The sequence below is a fragment of the Mycobacterium colombiense genome (assembly GCF_003284975.1).
Taxonomy (GTDB): Bacteria; Actinomycetota; Actinomycetes; order Mycobacteriales; family Mycobacteriaceae; genus Mycobacterium; species Mycobacterium europaeum_A.
The window spans coordinates 1-17,087 of record NZ_QMEU01000098.1 but is presented as its reverse complement, the minus strand read 5'-3'; the positions used below and the strand labels follow the sequence as shown (position 1 = coordinate 17,087).

The 17,087-nt window shown below is 69.4% G+C and carries 15 protein-coding genes; 9 read left to right on the top strand and 6 right to left on the bottom strand.

Annotated features, from left to right (window positions below; translation table 11 throughout):
- Positions 1-64: 64 nt before the first annotated feature.
- From DQP58_RS21585 to DQP58_RS21575, 3 genes are all read right to left on the bottom strand, one after another.
- Positions 65-427: a DUF732 domain-containing protein gene (locus tag DQP58_RS21585; RefSeq protein WP_205869504.1), complete on the bottom strand. Its 363-nt coding sequence runs from the start codon at positions 425-427 to the stop codon at positions 65-67.
- Positions 428-526: 99 nt separating this feature from the next.
- The gene (tyrS, locus tag DQP58_RS21580) at positions 527-1,798 is read right to left on the bottom strand and encodes a tyrosine--tRNA ligase (protein ID WP_112710232.1); all 1,272 of its coding nucleotides are present in this window, start codon (positions 1,796-1,798) and stop codon (positions 527-529) included.
- Positions 1,799-1,830: 32 nt separating this feature from the next.
- Positions 1,831-2,475: a DNA-3-methyladenine glycosylase gene (locus DQP58_RS21575; RefSeq protein ID WP_112710231.1), complete on the bottom strand. Its 645-nt coding sequence runs from the start codon at positions 2,473-2,475 to the stop codon at positions 1,831-1,833.
- 108 nt (positions 2,476-2,583) lie between these two features.
- Here DQP58_RS21575 and DQP58_RS21570 point away from each other — a divergent pair, with 108 nt between their 5' ends.
- The 4 genes from DQP58_RS21570 to DQP58_RS21555 all read left to right on the top strand — a co-directional run bounded on the left by DQP58_RS21570 (position 2,584) and on the right by DQP58_RS21555 (position 6,158).
- Positions 2,584-3,861 (top strand): ammonium transporter, encoded by a 1,278-nt coding sequence (locus DQP58_RS21570; RefSeq protein ID WP_112710230.1) that lies wholly within the window; start codon positions 2,584-2,586, stop codon positions 3,859-3,861.
- Positions 3,862-3,990: 129 nt separating this feature from the next.
- A complete protein-coding gene (locus DQP58_RS21565) occupies positions 3,991-4,755 on the top strand; it encodes an ABC transporter ATP-binding protein (protein ID WP_112710229.1) in 765 nt (254 codons plus the stop codon).
- A complete protein-coding gene (locus tag DQP58_RS21560) occupies positions 4,689-5,507 on the top strand; it encodes an ABC transporter permease (RefSeq protein WP_112710228.1) in 819 nt (272 codons plus the stop codon). The genes DQP58_RS21565 and DQP58_RS21560 overlap by 67 nt, the downstream gene beginning before the upstream one ends.
- Positions 5,508-5,534: 27 nt before the next feature.
- Positions 5,535-6,158 (top strand): TetR/AcrR family transcriptional regulator, encoded by a 624-nt coding sequence (locus DQP58_RS21555; protein ID WP_112710227.1) that lies wholly within the window; start codon positions 5,535-5,537, stop codon positions 6,156-6,158.
- Here DQP58_RS21555 and DQP58_RS21550 read toward each other — a convergent pair.
- From DQP58_RS21550 to DQP58_RS21540, 3 genes are read right to left on the bottom strand one after another with little or no spacing between them, the layout of a single operon-like run.
- Positions 6,124-6,339, bottom strand: coding sequence for a Trm112 family protein (locus DQP58_RS21550; protein ID WP_112710226.1), 216 nt, complete (start codon positions 6,337-6,339; stop codon positions 6,124-6,126). The two genes, DQP58_RS21555 and DQP58_RS21550, sit on opposite strands and share 35 nt — an antisense overlap.
- Positions 6,332-9,370 carry an acyl-CoA synthetase gene (locus DQP58_RS21545; RefSeq protein ID WP_112710225.1) on the bottom strand — a complete coding sequence of 1,013 codons (3,039 nt, stop codon included), beginning with the start codon at positions 9,368-9,370 and terminating at the stop codon, positions 6,332-6,334. The genes DQP58_RS21550 and DQP58_RS21545 overlap by 8 nt, the downstream gene beginning before the upstream one ends.
- 29 nt (positions 9,371-9,399) lie before the next feature.
- On the bottom strand, positions 9,400-10,896 hold the full coding sequence (locus tag DQP58_RS21540; protein ID WP_112710233.1) for an HNH endonuclease signature motif containing protein: 1,497 nt from the start codon (positions 10,894-10,896) through the stop codon (positions 9,400-9,402).
- A gap of 89 nt (positions 10,897-10,985) precedes the next feature.
- On the opposite strand from DQP58_RS21540, the gene DQP58_RS21535 reads away from it, so the two are divergent.
- The 5 genes from DQP58_RS21535 to DQP58_RS21515 all read left to right on the top strand — a co-directional run bounded on the left by DQP58_RS21535 (position 10,986) and on the right by DQP58_RS21515 (position 17,006).
- The gene (locus DQP58_RS21535; protein ID WP_112710224.1) at positions 10,986-11,825 is read left to right on the top strand and encodes an SDR family oxidoreductase; all 840 of its coding nucleotides are present in this window, start codon (positions 10,986-10,988) and stop codon (positions 11,823-11,825) included.
- Between the two features lie 430 nt (positions 11,826-12,255).
- The gene (locus DQP58_RS21530) at positions 12,256-12,759 is read left to right on the top strand and encodes a hypothetical protein (RefSeq protein WP_112710223.1); all 504 of its coding nucleotides are present in this window, start codon (positions 12,256-12,258) and stop codon (positions 12,757-12,759) included.
- A 17-nt stretch (positions 12,760-12,776) separates the two neighbouring features.
- Positions 12,777-13,523, top strand: coding sequence for a gluconate 2-dehydrogenase subunit 3 family protein (locus tag DQP58_RS21525; RefSeq protein ID WP_112710222.1), 747 nt, complete (start codon positions 12,777-12,779; stop codon positions 13,521-13,523).
- Positions 13,523-15,220, top strand: coding sequence for a GMC family oxidoreductase (locus DQP58_RS21520; RefSeq protein WP_112710221.1), 1,698 nt, complete (start codon positions 13,523-13,525; stop codon positions 15,218-15,220). The genes DQP58_RS21525 and DQP58_RS21520 overlap by 1 nt, the downstream gene beginning before the upstream one ends.
- Positions 15,213-17,006 carry a glycoside hydrolase family 15 protein gene (locus DQP58_RS21515; protein WP_112710220.1) on the top strand — a complete coding sequence of 598 codons (1,794 nt, stop codon included), beginning with the start codon at positions 15,213-15,215 and terminating at the stop codon, positions 17,004-17,006. Before DQP58_RS21520 ends, DQP58_RS21515 begins: the two co-directional genes overlap by 8 nt.
- Positions 17,007-17,087 lie beyond the last annotated feature (81 nt).

Here is a 17,087-nt window from a genome sequence, read left to right as displayed (position 1 = left end):
CCGTTCGCCGCGCTGCCGTTGCCTGTCGTCGACCACGCTGCCGAGAATACGGGCAGCGCCACGCCTAACTTTGCAGCCGGTTACCCAGCAGGGGCGCGATCACCGCCGGACAATAGGTCGCGATCGCGACGATGGTGAACCGGCCCGCCATCTCGTACGACATTCCGTTGCCCTCGGCCATCCTGGACGTCACCTCGTCGAACGACCCGCCGGGCTCGAACAGCATCGGGCACACCGACTCCCCCATCGCCATGGTGCTGGTCGGCTGCGTGTAGGCGATCCCGGCATTCGTCAGCGCCGACAGGAAGGCATTGCCCAGCATGTCCGCGCGGATCGGCGCCGACAGCGTCGCGGCCAGCGCCACCAGGCCGGTGATCACCGCCAGGACCCGCAGGACGGTGGACCGCACACGCGTCGCGAAAATCACCGTGACAACAGTGGTCGCCCACGGTCACGTCGACGACACGGGCAGGTAAAGATCTGTGCACGCACGCGTTTTGCGGCGCCCACCGGCGGGCCGGTCGGGCTAGAGCTTTTCGACCCCGGCGACCGTGCGCTTGCCGCGGCGCAGCACCAGCCATTTGCCGTGCAGGAAGTTTGACGGTTGCGGCGCCCATTCCTCGCTCTCGATGCGGACGTTGTTGACCGAGACGCCGCCCTCGCCGAGCGTGCGGCGCGCGGCCTTGCGGCTCTCGGACAGGCCGGTGGCGACCAGCAGGTCCACGATCCCGTCCGGGCCACCGGGTTTGAGCTCGGCGACCGAGGTCTCGCGCAGCGCCGCCGCCAGCGTGGCCTCGTCCAGCCGGTCCAGCTCGCCCTGCCCGAACAGCGCCCGGCTGGCGTGCTCGACGGCCTCGGTGGCCGCCTCGCCGTGCACCAGCACGGTCAGTTCGCGCGCCAGCCGCCGCTGGGCGGCGCGCTGCTGGGGACGCTCGGCGGTCGCCTGTTCCAGCTCGCCGAGCTCGTCGGCGGTCAGGAAGGTGAACCAGCGCAGGTAGCGGACGACGTCCGCGTCGGCCGTATTGAAGAAGTACTGGTACCAGGCGTACGGCGTGGTCAGCGCCGGGTCCAGCCACAGGCTGCCGCCGCCGGTGGATTTGCCGAACTTGGTGCCGTCCGCGGCGGTCACCAGCGGCACCGTCAGCGCGTGCACCGAGGCGGACAGCTGCTGGCGCACCAGCCGCACGCCGGCGATGATGTTGCCCCATTGATCGGAGCCGCCGATCTGCAGCGTGCAGCCGTAACGCCGGTGCAGTTCGACGTAGTCGTTGGCCTGCAGGAGCATGTAGCTGAACTCGGTGTAGGAGATGCCGTCGCCGTCGAGGCGCCGACGCACGGTCTCGCGGTCCAGCATGACGTTGACCGAGAAGTGCTTGCCGAGGTCGCGAAGGAACTCGATCGCCGACAGCGGGCGGGTCCAGTCCAGGTTGTTGACGACGATCGCGCCGGTGGGCGAATCGTCGAAGTCGACGAAGCGCCGCAGCTGTCCGCCGATCCGCTCGGTCCATTCGGCGACGGTGTCGGCCTCGTTGAGGGTCCGCTCGCCGACGTCCCGTGGGTCGCCGATCATGCCGGTGGCCCCCCCGGCGAGCACGATCGGGCGATGGCCGGCGCGCTGGAAGCGGCGCAGCGCCAGCAGGGGAACCAGGTGCCCGGCGTGCAGGCTCGGCGCGGTGGGGTCGAAGCCGGCGTACACCGTCAGCGGCCCGCGCTGCGCTTCGGCGGCCAGCGCATCGAGATCGGTGGACTGCGCGATCAGGCCGCGCCAGCCCAGCTCGTCGATGATGTTCTCGCCCATGTCCAAGATCCTTTCACCCCAGATCGGTTCGGCTAGTCGCTGGCGCCCGGCGCCGCCGCGCGGGGACTGCGGCGGTAGGCCGAGACCTCCGGGCGCCCGGGCAACCACAACCGCCACGGCCGGTCGGCGGCCTGGCTGACGCCGACCCGGGGGCCGGCCGTCGCGGTCAGCGGTTCGTGCAGTTCCAGGCGCACCGGGCTGTCGGGCGCGAACAGGTCGATGCCGTTGTCCTCCATGGTGATTCCCATGGCCGCGCACAGGTTGCCCGGACCGCGGGCCAGGGCCACGGTGTGCACCAACTCGCCGCGACGGGCGCGGGCGACCTCGGTGCCGTCCTCGATGGCGGCTGCGCGCAGCAGCACCGCGGCGGCGGTGCCGTCGGGCCCGCAGGAGACGTTGGCGCAGACGTGGATTCCGTGGCTGCGGTAGGTGTAGAGCCGCCCGGGCGGCCCGAACATCACGAAGTTGCGGGCCCGTAATCCCTTGTACGAGTGGGCGGCGGCGTCGGGCCACGGACCGTCGGGAACTCCCCCGTACGCCTCGACCTCGACGACTATCCCGCTCACGCCCCGCGCGGTCAGGGTGGCGCCCAGTAGCCGGCGCGCGGCCTCGACCGGGTCGACTAACAGCTGGGCCGCAGCCGTGCCTTCGCGAAATCGTCCTCGAGCCTCGACCACATCAGATCCTGAATCCTCTTTTCTTAACCCAACGAACCTACCGGCAGTCCGAACGTGGCAGTATCCCGGTGTCCCGTGACCCCAGGGCCGCGAGAAGGAGCCCACCTGATGCATGCGATCGATCCCGCCGCCACCGCGTGGCTGCTGGCCAGCACCGCACTGGTGCTGTTGATGACCCCGGGCCTGGCCATCTTCTACGGCGGCATGGTCCGCACCACCGGCGTGCTCAACATGATCATGATGAGCTTCATCTCCATCCCGCTGGTGACGGTGGCGTGGCTGCTGGTGGGCTACACCATCGCGTTCTCCGAGGACGGGGTCGGCGGACTCGCCGGCAACCTCAGGCATTTCGGCATGCTCGGCATCACCCCCGACACCGTGCACGGCACCGTCCCCGAACTGCTCTTCGCCACCTTCCAGTTGACCTTCGCGATCATCACGGCCGCCCTGGTCAGCGGCGCGATCGCCGACCGCGCGAAGTTCGCCGCCTGGATGGTGTTCGTCCCGGTGTGGACGATCGCGGTGTATTCGATTGTCGCGCACTGGGTTTGGGGGTCCGGCGGCTGGCTGGCCAAGCTCGGCGTGCTCGACTACGCGGGCGGGCTCGTCGTCGAGATCGTCTCCGGGTCTTCCGCGCTGGCCCTGGCACTGGTGCTCGGGCCGCGCATCGGGTTCAAGAAGGACGCCATGCGGCCGCACAACCTGCCGCTGCTGTTCGTCGGCGTCGGGCTGCTGTGGTTCGGCTGGTTCGGGTTCAATGCCGGCTCCGCCCTGGCCGCCAACGGAACCGCCGCGGCCATCTTCCTCAACACCCTGGTGGCCGGGTGCCTGGGCATGCTCGGCTGGCTCTCGGTCGAACAGATCCGCGACGGCCGGCCCACCACGTTCGGTGCGGCGTCGGGGGTGGTGGCCGGCCTGGTCGCCATCACCCCGTCCTGCGGGACGGTCAACACGCTCGGCGCGACGGTCGTCGGACTCGCGGCCGGAGTTGTGTGCGCGTTCGCGGTGGGCGCGAAACTGCGCTTCAACTATGACGATTCGCTCGATGTGGTGGGCGTGCACTTCGTCGGCGGCGTGGTCGGTGTGTCGTTGATCGGCCTGTTCGCGACCGCGGTCATGACGACGGGCCCGCGGGGCCTGTTCTACGGGGGCGGCTTCGGCCAGCTGGGCAAGCAGGCGCTGGCCATCGCGGTCGTCGCCCTCTACGCGTTCACGATGACGTTCGTGTTGGGCAAGGCGATCGACCGGCTGATCGGATTCCGGGTCAGCGCCGAGGACGAGACCACCGGTGTCGACCTCACCCAACACGCCGAAACCGCCTACGCCGAGGGCGTGCACGGGCACCTGCCGCAGCGCCGCCCCGCGACCGGCGAGCGCTTCAACTAGGCACGTCGGCGCGGCGCTAGCGGCCGTGCTGGCGCTTTGAAACTCACCTAAGGCGACGGAACCGCGGCCTCTAGCGCCGTCGTCGGCAGCCCCTTGACAACCCGGCGCGACACGACGATTATTCATCGCATGATGAGTTCATCCCGTGATGAATTAATTGCCGGCCCCGCGGAGCCGGCGGTGCGCATCGATCACCTGCGCGTCATCCGCGGCAAACGCCCGGCCCTGCACGACTTCTCCGTGCAGATCGCCAAGGGCAGCATCACCGGCCTGCTCGGACCGTCGGGCTGCGGCAAGACCACCCTGATCCGTTGCATCGTCGGCACCCAGATCCTCACCAAGGGCACCGTCACCGTGCTCGGCAAAACCGCCGGCAGCGCCGAACTGCGCCACCGCGTCGGTTACCTACCGCAAGACCCGACGATCTACCGCGACCTGCGGGTGGTGGACAACGTCCGCTATTTCGCGGCGCTGTACGGCTTCGACGGCCAGGCCGCCGACGCCGCCATCGACCGGGTGGGGCTGACCGATCACCGAACCGCCTTGTGCGCCAACCTCTCCGGGGGTCAGCGCACCCGGGTGTCGCTGGCCTGCGCGTTGGTCTGCCAGCCCGACCTGCTGGTGCTCGACGAGCCGACGGTGGGCCTGGACCCGGTGCTGCGCGCGGATCTCTGGGAGCAGTTCGCCGAACTGGCCCGCGGCGGCACCACGCTGCTGGTCTCCAGCCACGTGATGGACGAGGCCGATCACTGCGGCGACCTGCTGCTGATGCGTGACGGCCGGTTGGTCGCCCACACCACCCCAACCCAACTGCGAGAGGACACCGGATGCACGTCACTGGAGGACGCGTTTCTGTCCATCATCAAGCGCAGCACCATGCGCGAAGCGGGCTGACCCTGCGCGGCTACACCGCGACGACGGCGCGCATCCTGCGCCAGCTGGCCGCCGATCACCGCAGCGTCGCGATGATCCTGTTGGTGCCGGTCCTGGTGATCAGCCTGATGTACTTCATGTTTCAGAACGCCCCGCACCGCCCGGGCGGCCCGACCCCGTTCAACAACGCCTGCCTTATCCTGCTGGGCCTGTTCCCGTTGTTCGTGATGTTCATCATCACCGCGATCACCATGCAACGCGAACGCGCCTCCGGGACACTGGAACGCATTCTGACCACGCCGCTGCGGCGCCTCGATCTGCTGATCGCCTACGGCACCGCCTTCTCCGTCGCCGCTGCGGCGCAAGCGATTCTGGCGTGCATCGTCTCGTTCTGGCTGCTGGGTTTCGACACGGCGGGCAGCCCGGTGTGGGTGTTCGTCATCGCGATCGTCAACGCCGTGCTGGGCGTCGGTCTTGGCCTGCTCTGTAGTGCGTTCGCCCGCACCGAGTTTCAGGCCGTGCAGTTCATTCCCCTGGTAATGGTGCCGCAGCTGTTGCTGGCCGGCATCATCGTGCCGCGGGCGCTGATGCCACACTGGCTGCAATGGATCAGCAACGTGCTGCCGGCCAGCTACGCGCTGGAGGCCTTACAGCAGGTGGGTGCCCACCCGGACCTGACATTCATCGCGGTGCGCGACATCGTCGTGGTACTGGGCTTCGCCCTGGCGGCGCTGTGCCTGGCCGCGGCCACGCTGCGGCGGCGGACGCCCTAGTGGCGCCTGGCCACGGAGAGTCCTAGCGTGACGGCCACCAGCGCCGGGCGCCGGCGGCGGGGGCGGCCGGCCGGTGTCTCCGACAGCCGCGAGCGCATCCTGGCCAGCGCGCGAGAGCTGTTCGCCAGCAAGGGAATCCGTAACACGTCCATACGCGCGGTGGCCGCGGCGGCGGGCGTGGACTCGGCACTGGTGCACCACTACTTCGGCACCAAGGAGCAGCTGTTCGCCGCGGCCGTGCACATCCCGATCGACCCGATGGAGGTCATCGGCCCGCTGCGCGAGGTGCCCGTCGAGGAGCTCGGCTACCGGCTGCCCTCAATGTTGTTGCCGCTGTGGGACTCCGAGATCGGTGCGGCGTTCATCGCCACGCTGCGATCGGTCCTGGCCGGTTCGGAAAGCAACCTGTTCCGCACCTTCATCGAGGACGTGATCGCCGTCGAAGTCGGCACCCGCGTGGACAATCCGCCGGGCAGCGGAACCCTGCGCATCCAATTTGTGGCCTCGCAGCTGGTGGGCGTCGTGGTGGCGCGCTACATCCTGGCGCTGGAGCCGTTCGCGTCGCTGCCGCCCGACCAGGTCGCCCGGACCATCGCACCGAACCTGCAGCGCTATCTCACCGGGGATCTGCCGGATGGCCTCGTGCCATGATCCGCGCGTGCTCGTCGTCGCCGACGTCGCGGGCCTCGTCGATCAGCAGCACCGGGATGCCGTCCTCGATGCGGTAGGCGCGCCGCAGCCTCGGGTTGTAGAGCAGTTCCTCGCCGACCAAAACCAGCGGGCCCCGGTCGTCCGGGCACACCAGGATGTCGAGCAATGCCCGGTCAATCATCGTCACCTCGATACACGGCGCTCAGTTCGGCCCGCACGGCCGGCGTCAACCTACGGTACTGCTCGCTGGCGGTGTCGAAATACCAGGCCTGGCGCCCGGACTTGGGAATCCCGGCCGCCCGCAGCGCGCTGACGGTGGGACGGTAGGTCGCGCTCAGGTTCATTTCCGGTATGACACAGACGATGTCGGGTCCCAGTCCGATCGGCAGTTCCGCGACGGCTTCGGTCAGATCCGCCGCGGTGATGCTGGCCCCGGGCAACAGCGTCACCGCCGAGACCGCGACATCGAGGTTGCCGAATGGCACGTTGTAGGTGACCGCGAGGTCGACCCCGTTGATGCACCCCAGCGCGTCGGTGACCGGCTCGGCATAGACCAGGCCGCGCGCGGTGTGCACCACCGAGCCGCGCCGGCCCGCCAGCCAGTAGTCGCCGTCGTCGTCGCGATAGAACAGGTACTCGGTCGATATCCAGGTGTCGCCGGCGGCGAAGACGCCGCGTTTGACCGAGGCGCTCGGATCGATCGGGCCGTTGGAGGCCGCCAGCAGGACCCCGACCTCGTTGGGCGCGGCGATCTGCACGAACCCGCGTTCGTTCTCCAGGATCAGGTCGTGTTCGGCGTCGTAGGCGCCCAGCTCGATGCGCCCGGCGCCCGGCAGCGGCCGGCCCTTGCTGCCGACCTTGGCGCCGGACACGTTGGCCAGCACCGCCTGGCCGTCGGTGGTGGCGAAGAACTCGACGACGTGGGCCGGCGCGAACGCCTCGACGACGCGTCCCCACAGCCCGGTCGGCATGCCCGAACCGATGAACAGCCGCACCGGATGATTGCCCTGCAGCACGAACGCCGGGTCGTCCACGATCTCGCGGAGCATGGCCCAGGTGTAGGACACCACCGTGACGCCGTACTGGCGCACCTCCTGGACGAATCGCTTCCGGTCCAGGCCGCGCGACAGCGCGATGCGGGTGCCGCCGACCACGGCGCCGCCGAGGCTGACCAGCAGCGCCGACTCGTGGTGCAGCGGCGTCAGGCAGTAGACCGTGTCGCGGCGGTCCAGGGCGGCCGTCGAGGCGGTGCCGAAGGCCGACACCGCCCAGCGGTAGTTGGTGATCTGCCTGGCCACCAGCTCCCCGCCGGCCGCGGTGAACGCGATGAACGCCAGGTCCCGGGCCAGTCCCGGGTTGGGGCGATACCAGCCGGGCAGCTCGACGGCGTCCGGGTCGATCTGTTCCATGTCGATGACGTCGGAGTCCTCGGGCAGGTGCAGGTCCCGCGACTCGCCGCCGCCGAGCACCAGCACCTGGCGCAGGCCTTGGCGGTCGGAGCTCAGCACCGCGTCGAGGTTGGTCGGGTCGGTCAGCAGCTCGGTCACTCCCCCGAGCCGCACCGAGGCGGCCAGGTCGGTGTCGGGCCGCATCACCACCGCGATGGCGCCGAGCCGGGACAGCGCGGCGATCGCCACCAGCGCGCTGGGCCGGGTCTCCATCAGCACGCCGACGCGATCGCCCTGCCGCACGCCGACGTCGATCAGGCCGCGGACGACGTTGTTGACGCGCCGGTTCACCGCCTCGTAGGTGTGCACGCGGCCGTCGAACAGCAGGAATTCGCCCTGCGGGGCGTCGTGGGCCTGCTCTTCGATGATGCGGCCCAGCGAGATTCGGGTGTGGTCGTTGATCTGTCCCAGGCGGACCAGGCGGGGCAGGGTCCGGGCCGTCTCGACTGCCAGGGTGCGCACGGACTTGTTGGCTGCGACGACGGTGTTGGCCGCGCCACGCGCGATGCCCAGCGCCGCCTCGGAGGCCTCCCCGAGGCCATGCGCGATCCGGGAGCTGAGCGCCACCCCGCTGTCGGTGTGCTCCGCGGGCTGGTCGGCCATCAGGTCGATGCTGGTGGGTTTGTCGCCGCCGGTGGACAGCCACTTCACCCATTCGGCAACCGTCGGCCAACTGTGCTGTGCCGCTTTGGATCCCACGACCAGACCGAAATGCCCTGTGCGGATGGTGTATTCGTAGACTTCGGCGTTGGGGGCCGCCCGCCGGATGCCGCGCACCGAGGCGGGCTGTCCGATGTCGTCGACCTCGCCGACGAACGCCAGCACGGGGCAGGTGATGTCGGTGAGCGTCACCATCTGGCCGTTGACGGCGAAGCCGCCGGTCATCATCCGGTTGTGGGCGATGAACTGCTTGAGCAACTCGGAGATCGCCGGACCCGACCACGCGATCCAGCCTTCGCGCTCGAGGAATCGGCGCTGCTGCTCGCGCGGCAGCAGCGCCTCGCGGTCGTGCAGCTGGCGCACGAAGTCCACCCGCGCCTTGGCGGTCTTGAGCGGGTCGAGCATCTGGAAGCCGGTGCGCGCCATCCAGCTGGGAATCGCCAGCCGGCTGAAGACGTGGTCGGCCATGAAGTTGGCGGCGGGCGCCGCGAAATTCGCCGGGATGCCCATGGGCAGCGCGGCCAGCGTGTCCACCGGCGAACCGAAGGTGACGATGCTGGCGAGTGCCTTAGAACGCCGGTAGGCGGCGACCTGATAGCACCACATGCCGCCCTGGGAGTAGCCGACCAGGTGCACGTCGCTGCCGGTCACATCCTTGACGGTGTCGATGGCCTGGCCGAGCGCGACGATGTGGTCGGCCAGGGTGCGCCGCATGCCGCCTTCGACCTTGTCCGGCTCACCGAAGTCGATGACCCAGGGGTCGATGCCCTGGGCGTGCAGGATGCCCACCGCGCCTTCCTCGCGCGTGACGTCCCACATGTCCGCCGACATCATCATCGGGTGCACCATCAGCACCGGCGGCCCGGCGGGTGACGGGCCGCGCCGGCTGTCCGGCGGGAAATACCGCCGCAGCTTGTACATCGGCACGCTCTCGACGATCTGCGACGGCGACGGCACGCTACCGGTTTCCAGGCCCCCCAGTCGCAAGACCTCCAGCCCGTTCTGCGCGGTAGCGATCAACCGCTCGACCGGTCGTGTGACCATCGAAAAATTGAGATCCACTGCTGCTCCCTGAGTCTTGACAGCTTGGACATCATGGCACATCAGGGCAGCTAGAAGGGCGGTGGTTCCCGCTAGAACGGTGGTGGATCCTCGTCGAAGCCGTAGGTGGCGGGCCAGGGGTGGTTCGCCGGTGGGGCGGCTCGGGCCAGGCGGGCGTCGCGGTTGTGGCGGCGTTCGGCGGCCACGCGCTGGGCGCGGTCCTGGGTGCGGGTGCGGCGGCGTTTGGGCATCATCGCGGTGCGCTCGGCGCAGTAGTCACGGGGCGGGTCGGCTTCGGGGGCCGGTATCGCCCCGGTGGGTGCGCACAGGCTGGGAAACAACAGTGCGCTGCCCGGGGTGGTGACGTAGGTCTGCCCCGCTGGTGAGGTCAGGATGAGGGTGCCGTCGGGCAGCTGCTGTTCGCGCCAGCCCCAAAACGTCTTGACCAAATGATGGGTGCGGCACAGCGCCTTGAGGTTCGAGGCATGGGTGGGGCCGCCGGCGGCGTACGGGATCGTGTGGTCGAGATCGCAGTCCGTGGCCGGGCGATCGCAGCCGGGCCAGCGGCAGGTCAGATCTCGGCAGCGCACGAAATCGGCCAGCGCTTTTGAAGGGATGTAGCCGCGCTCGGGGGCGGCCTCGCCGGGGTGGATCAGCGGGGAGAGTTTGGCCGTGGTGGCCAACTCGGCGACCAGTTCGGGGGCGATGAGCCCGTCGGCGCCCAGCTCTGATGCCGGCGCCTTGCCCACCCCGTCCAGCACAGAGCGCTCGGCGATCACGTGAATTACCACCGGACTCGGCGCGGGTCGGTTACCGGCCGCGCAGTCGGCGCGCCCGCAGCGGCAGGCCAGCAGGTCCGCCCCGCATGCCAACGCTCCCAAGGCATCGGCGCGACGCTGGTCACGGCTACGCGGGTCGTGCTCGCATACCGTGCGAGCCAACGCGTCCAGCCGTTTGTCGAGCGCATGCGCGTCCGGGGTGAGCAGGCTGCCGTGAACCTCCGCGATGCCCCCGACGCCATCGGCGATACAGACCTCGCGGTCTGCCACGAACTCCTTGCGTCGCCGCACCGCATCCGCATCGGCCATGGCCACGATCTTGTCTACCTGCGCGCCGAGCCGTCCGCGGGTCATCGACGGCCATCGCCCCAGGTTGGCGGCCAGCGCCGCGTCCACCGCCGCCAGCACTTCGACGTCCTCAATCAAATCGGTGCGAAACACGATCGTCTGGAACATCAAATATCCGATGTCGCCGGCCCTGAAGACCGCGCCCACCTTCGGCAACCGTTCCCGCATCGCCCGCGCGTAGCGCAACCGGCTCGCGGCCAACCCCTGACTGATCCGCAAGGCCGCGGCCACCTCGGCGGCGGCCGCCGCCTCGGTATCGACCGCCCAGTCCTCGGTCTCCGCACACCGCGACAACCGGTAGGCGAACAACTTCCCGATCGCGACCAGCTGGGCGGCCGCGGCCCTGTTCTCTGCGCGCGCCGACCCGCAGATCTCGTCGATCAACGCCCTCGACTCCCCCGTGGTCGACGGATAATGCCGCTCGAACTGCTCATCGAACCGCGCGATGACTTCTTCGAACATGTGTTCGATCATGCCATCACCCACTGACAATTTCAGCCAGCGCCAGCGAACCAGTGTTGAGCTGCGCGGACGGCGCCTATCCTGCCCCCATGGCGTCGAGCGTGTCGGGCAAGGTCGCATTCATCACCGGCGGGGCGTCGGGCATCGGGGCCGCGCTGGCCACCAAGTTGGTCGACGGCGGCGCGCAGGTCTGGCTCGCCGATCGCCAGCTCGAGGCGGCCCAGCAGCTGGCACAGCGCCTCGGCGCCGGCAAGGCCCACGCGATCGAGCTCGACGTTCGCAGCTATCCCGCGTTCGAGGAAGCGGTCGCCCAGGCCGTGCAGCGCTCCGGGCGAATCGATTACCTGTTCAACAACGCCGGTATCGGCGTCGGCGGTGAGGTCGACTCCTACAGCCTCGAGGACTGGAACGACGTCCTGGACGTCAACCTGCACGGTGTCGTGCACGGCATCCAGGCCGTGTATCCGATCATGATCCGGCAGCGCTCGGGCCACATCGTGAACACGGCGTCGATGGCTGGTCTGCTGGCCGGCCCCGGCACCGTCAGCTACACCGCCTCCAAGCACGCCGTCGTCGCGCTGTCGAAGGCGCTGCGGCTGGAGGCCGAACGCCACAACGTCAAGGTGTCGGTGCTGTGTCCGGGCGCCATCCGCACCCCGATCCTCACCGGCGGCGTCTACGGCCGGATGAACAATACGGGCGCCAGCGACGAGGACATTCTCAAAGCCTGGGAGCCGACGCGGCCGATGGCGCCGGAGAAATTCGCCGATCGTGTCCTGCGTGCCGTGCTGCGCGGCGACGCGATCGTCATCGTGCCGGCGTGGTGGAAGGCGGCGTGGTACCTGGAGCGCCTGTCGCCGACCATTTCGATGCAAGTGGGACGACTCGTGCTCAAACGCCTGCGCGAATTAGGTTCCCGCGCTTCGTGATCCGTCGGTCGTCGGCGAAAGCGAAGTCCGCCGATCCGTCGTCGCGACCTGCGCTCCTTAAGGCACGCTGAGAACCAGCTGCGAACCCGTTTGCGCAGCATGACGCCGGGTACACAGCCGATGCGCTTCGGTCGCGACGCATCGTCGGGACCTCTTCGGTTGAAAGACACAGCTGGGCGCTTCCGGAGTTTTCTGGGCGGCTTTGGTGACCGTTACTGCACTCACAGTGCGGATGCCGAAGCCCGCCGAGACCGTGATTCCTTCCAGCCCCCGAAGGCGAGGTCGCTTTATGGATACGACGACGGAATCGCTCGGCGAGCACGCCAGGGAAACGGTCGCCGCGCGACCGGCCGCCAACCGCTCCACCAACGAAACCCGCCCGGGCCGGTAATCGCCGGCCCAGGCACCCGCGCGCGAGAAAGGCAGACAGATGTTGTTGCTGGGCAACGGCGGACGGCACAAGGGCCGCACCGCCGGCGACGGACTCGGCGAGGTCCAACATTTGGCCGGGCGGGCGTTGTACGACGTCGCGCACGGCCGTTTCGAACGCTCGCTGTCCGGTCTGACCGCCATCGCCGCACTGGTCACGACCGCCGAAATCTATTTCGAGCACTACAAAGCGAGCTTCGGCAACAAATGGATGTGGAGCCCGATCGTGGTGACGCCCCCGGTGGTCGTCGCCGGCATCGGCGGCGTGTTCTCCCGGCGCTGGGCCAAGATCTGGCTACCGATCACCGCGGGCATCTACACGGCCAACGGGCTGATGGGCGAATACCTGCACGCGCGCGGGGTCGCGCGCAAGCCGGGCGGGTGGAAGAACGCCTCCTACAACGTGCCGATGGGGCCGCCGATCGCGGCGCCGGGATTGATGTGCATGGTCGGCGGGATGGGGCTGTTGGCGTCGATCCTGCGCCGCGAACGGTTTCGGGCTTAGGGAGCTGGGAACCTGAGATGGCCAACACCTCACGCCCCGACCACCTGCCCAACCTGCGCCCCGACGGCAAACCACCGCACCCGTCCTGGCTGCCCAGACAGCGCCGCGGCGTCACGCCGCAGATGATCGGGCGCTACCCCGACTACGACGTGCTCGAGACCGCGGACACCTGGGACGAGGCCACCCGCAAGGTGGTGCTGGCCCGCCTGGAACCGCCTGGGCCGCTGCGGTTCTTCACCCTCGAAGAGGAGCCGTGCCTGCGCGCGTTCTGCGACACGGTGCTCGCGCAGGACGTCGAACCGCGGGTGCCGGCGGCCGAGTCGGTGGACTCCAAGCTCGCCGACGGGCGCCTCGACGGCTACCAGTACGCCGACATGCCTGACGACCGCGACACCTGGCGGCTGGTGCTGCGCGGGCTCGACGAGACGGCCAGGAACCATTACGGCGCAACCTCTTTCGCCGACGCCGATATCACCACCCGCGAGGCGATCATCGACAAATTCTCGCAGGCCGACCTGCAGGGCGGGGCGTGGGAGAGCCTGAACGTCAAGCGGGCGTGGTCGGTGTGCATGCGAATGACGTTGTCGGGCTTCTACTCCCATCCGTGGGCGTGGAACGAGATCGGGTTCGGTGGCCCGGCCTACCCGCGCGGCTTCATGCGCCTCGGCGGCGCCACCGGTCCGGCCGCCGCGCGCGAACCGTACGAGACCCGCGGGGCCACCGACGAGGATCCGGTGCACATCGTGAGCAACGGGGAGTTGTGATGAGCGACTTCTTGCGGGGTCTGTTCAAGGGCGCGGTCGGACCGAAGGACAACGACTCGCGGTTCCTGCTCGACGTGCACACCCGCGATCTGCCGGGCGAAAAGACCATGCGGCGCTACGCCGATGACGATGAGGTCGATCTGGTGGTCGTCGGCGCCGGGGCCGGCGGCTCGGTGCTGGCGCAGCGGCTGGCCCGCGAGGGCTGGCGGGTGGTGATCCTCGAAGCCGGCCCGTTCTGGCATCCCGACGAGGACTGGGTGTCCGACGAGGCCGGGTCGCACACGCTGTACTGGACACAGAAACGCATCATCGGCGGCGACGACCCGATCGAGTTGGGTAAGAACAACTCCGGGCGCGGCGTGGGCGGCTCGATGGTGCACTACGCCGGATACACCCCGCGGTTCCACCCCAGCGACTTCGAAACCTATACCCGCGACGGGGTCGGGGCGGACTGGCCCATCGGCTACGAGGACATCCGCCGCCACTACGAGCGTGTCGAGCTCGAGCTGCCGGTGGCCGGCCAGAACTGGCCGTGGGGCGACCCACATCGCTATCCCTTTGCCCCCCACCCCATTTCGGGTGCCGCGGCCAAGATCTGGCGGGGAGCGCTCAAGCTCGGCATCGAGATGCGGGTGGGGCCCGTCGGCATCGTCAACGGCACCTTCGGCAATCGCCCGCACTGCATCTACCGCGGCTACTGCCTGCAGGGCTGCAAGGTCAACGCCAAGGCCAGCCCGTATGTCACGCACCTGCCCGACGCACTGGCCCATGCGGTGGAGATTCGCGCCAACTGTATGGCCTCGCGCGTCGAGCTGGACGAGAGCGGCGCCGCCCGCGGCGTGGTCTACTACGACGAGGTGGGCGGCAAGGAGCGACTGCAACGCGCCAAAGTAATTGCCATAGCCGGGTATTCGATCGAAACACCGCGCCTGCTGTTGAACTCGACCAGCGACCGCTTCCCGCACGGGTTGGGTAACAACGACGACCAGGTCGGGCGCTACGTGATGGTGCAGGGCGCCACCCAGTCCGCGGGCCGGTGGTCCGAGGAGGTCCGGATGTACAAGGCGCCGCCCCCGGAAGTGACCTCCGAACAGTTCTACGAGACCGACCAATCCCGTGGCTTCGCGCGCGGCTTCGCCATCCAGACCGTGTCACCGTTGCCCATCGGTTGGGCCGAACACGTGCTGGCCGAGGGGCACTGGGGCCGCGCCATGCGGGAGTACATGCGCGACTACAACCACTGGGCGACCGTTGGCGTGCTCAACGAGCTGCTGCCGCGACCGGACAACCGGGTGACCCTCGCCGACGAGACGGACCCGTACGGCATCCCGGTCGCCCGGTTCGACTACACGCTGTGCGACAACGACAAGGCCAACATGGCCTACTCCACCAAGGTGATCGGCGACATCCTGCACGCCGCCGACGCCCAGGACGTGCTCACCATCGAGCGGTTCGCCCACCTGATCGGTGGCGCCCGGATGGGCACCAATCCGGAAAATTCGGTCGTCGACTCCGATCAGCGCGTGTGGGGCGTTCCGAACCTGTTCCTGGCCGACGGCTCGGTGTGTCCCACGCAGGGCTCGGCGAACCCCGCGCTGACCATCATGGCGCTGGCCTCGCGGCTCGCCGAACGGCTGGCCGGCGGGAAGATCGATACCACCGCCGGACGGAGGTCGGAGGCGCGAGCCCGTGGCTGACCGAACGATCGACGTCGAAACGACTTTTTCGCCCCGGGTGCTGCGTGAGTACGCGCTGCTCGCCGACGGCGAGCGTGGCGCGCTGATCGGGCCGCAGGGCGACATCGCGTGGATGTGCGCTCCGCACTGGGATTCCGACGCCGTCTTCTCCAATCTCATTGGCGGTGGCGGGGTTTACGCGATCACGCCGACCGACGTCCGGCACGTGTGGGGCGGCTATTACGAGCCGGGCACCATGATCTGGCGCAACCGCTGGATCACCCGCGACGGCACCGTGGAATGCCGTGAGGCGCTGGCCTTTCCGGGCGACCCCGACCGGGTGGTGCTGCTGCGCCGCCTCACGGTGTGCCGCGGGACGGCGCGGGTCCGGGTGCTGCTGGCACCGGCCGCGGGATTCGGCAGACACGGCCTCGGCCAGCCGTCCTGCGAGGACGGCGTGTGGAGCGGCCGCTCGGGCCGGTTGCGCTGGCGGTGGCTGGCCGGGTGCCAGGCCCGCGCCCGCAAAGCCTCGCACGACAACAGCGAGCTGCTCACCTGCGAGATCACCCTCCAGGAGGGCCGGCACCACGACCTGGTGCTGGAGCTGTCCGAACGCGCGCTGCCCGAGCGGACGCCGGACCCCGACCTGGCCTGGGACGCCACCGCGTCCGCCTGGCAGCGCAGCGTGCCCCGGCTGCACTGCACCATCGCCCCGCGCGACGGCGGCCACTCCTACGCGGTGCTGCGCGGCCTGACCAGCAGCGGGGGCGGCATGGTGGCCGCCGCCACCATGAGCCTGCCCGAACGCGCGCACACCAACCAGAACTACGACTACCGCTACGCCTGGATCCGCGACCAGGTGTACGCCGGCATGGCCGCCGCCGCGGTCGGCACCACCGAACTGCTGGACGGGGCGGTCGAATTCGTCGGCGCCCGGCTGCTCGAGGACGGCCCCAACCTCAAGCCCGCCTACACCGTCACCGGCGGCGCAGTGCCCGGCGAGGAGACGCTCGACCTGCCCGGCTATCCCGGCGGCTCGGACAAGGTCGGCAACTGGGCCAACCAGCAGTTCCAGCTCGACGTGTACGGTGAGGCGCTGCAGTTGCTGGCCAAGGCGGGTGCCGCCGACCGGCTCGACGCCGAGGGGTGGCGCGCCGCGCAAACCGCCATCCGGGCCATCGCAAAGCGTTGGCGTGAACCGGATGCCGGCGTGTGGGAAATCGGCGACGAGCACTGGACGCAGTCCCGGCTGGCCTGTGTGGCCGGGCTGCGCGCCATCGCCAAGCTGGCCGGGGCCGGGCCCGAGGTCACCGCGTGCGCTTCCCTGGCCGACGCGATCCTGGCCGACACCGCGTCGAGCAGCCTGCATCCGCACGGCTACTGGCAGCGCAGCCCGCGGCTGACGGGCGTCGACGCGTCGTTGCTGCTGCCGCCGGTGCGCGGCGCCGTGCCCGCCGACGACCCTCGCACCCGGGCCACCCTGGACGCCGTTCGCCGCGAACTCACCGAGGACGGGTTCGTCTATCGCTTCCGGCACGACGAGCGCGAGCTCGGCGACGCCGAGGGCGCCTTCCTGCTCTGCGGATTCATGATGGCGCTGGCCGAACACCAACTGGGCCACGGCGATTGCGCGATGCGCTGGTTCGAACGCAACCGCGCCGCGTGCGGGCCGCCAGGCCTGTTCTGCGAGGAGTACGACGTTCGGCAGCGCCAGCTGCGCGGCAACCTGCCCCAGGCGTTCGCGCACGCCCTGATGCTTGAATGCACGGCCATCCTCACCGACGACGACGACGCCCACCATGAGTGAGCACTCCGACCGAGCGAAAGGCAGTTCTGCGATGACACAGACAGTGGTGATCACCGGAGCCAGCGCCGGCATCGGCCGCGC

What these genes read in the sequence shown, in the direction of transcription:
- tyrS (WP_112710232.1), bottom strand. Translation starts at nt 1,798, where the DNA reads ATGGGCGAGAACATCATCGACGAGCTGGGCTGGCGCGGCCTGATCGCG.
- DQP58_RS21570 (WP_112710230.1), top strand. Translation starts at nt 2,584, where the DNA reads ATGCATGCGATCGATCCCGCCGCCACCGCGTGGCTGCTGGCCAGCACC.
- DQP58_RS21565 (WP_112710229.1), top strand. Translation starts at nt 3,991, where the DNA reads ATGATGAGTTCATCCCGTGATGAATTAATTGCCGGCCCCGCGGAGCCG.
- DQP58_RS21560 (WP_112710228.1), top strand. Translation starts at nt 4,689, where the DNA reads ATGCACGTCACTGGAGGACGCGTTTCTGTCCATCATCAAGCGCAGCAC.
- DQP58_RS21550 (WP_112710226.1), bottom strand. Translation starts at nt 6,339, where the DNA reads ATGATTGACCGGGCATTGCTCGACATCCTGGTGTGCCCGGACGACCGG.
- DQP58_RS21545 (WP_112710225.1), bottom strand. Translation starts at nt 9,370, where the DNA reads ATGTGCCATGATGTCCAAGCTGTCAAGACTCAGGGAGCAGCAGTGGAT.
- DQP58_RS21540 (WP_112710233.1), bottom strand. Translation starts at nt 10,896, where the DNA reads ATGTTCGAAGAAGTCATCGCGCGGTTCGATGAGCAGTTCGAGCGGCAT.
- DQP58_RS21535 (WP_112710224.1), top strand. Translation starts at nt 10,986, where the DNA reads ATGGCGTCGAGCGTGTCGGGCAAGGTCGCATTCATCACCGGCGGGGCG.
- DQP58_RS21530 (WP_112710223.1), top strand. Translation starts at nt 12,256, where the DNA reads ATGTTGTTGCTGGGCAACGGCGGACGGCACAAGGGCCGCACCGCCGGC.
- DQP58_RS21525 (WP_112710222.1), top strand. Translation starts at nt 12,777, where the DNA reads ATGGCCAACACCTCACGCCCCGACCACCTGCCCAACCTGCGCCCCGAC.
- DQP58_RS21520 (WP_112710221.1), top strand. Translation starts at nt 13,523, where the DNA reads ATGAGCGACTTCTTGCGGGGTCTGTTCAAGGGCGCGGTCGGACCGAAG.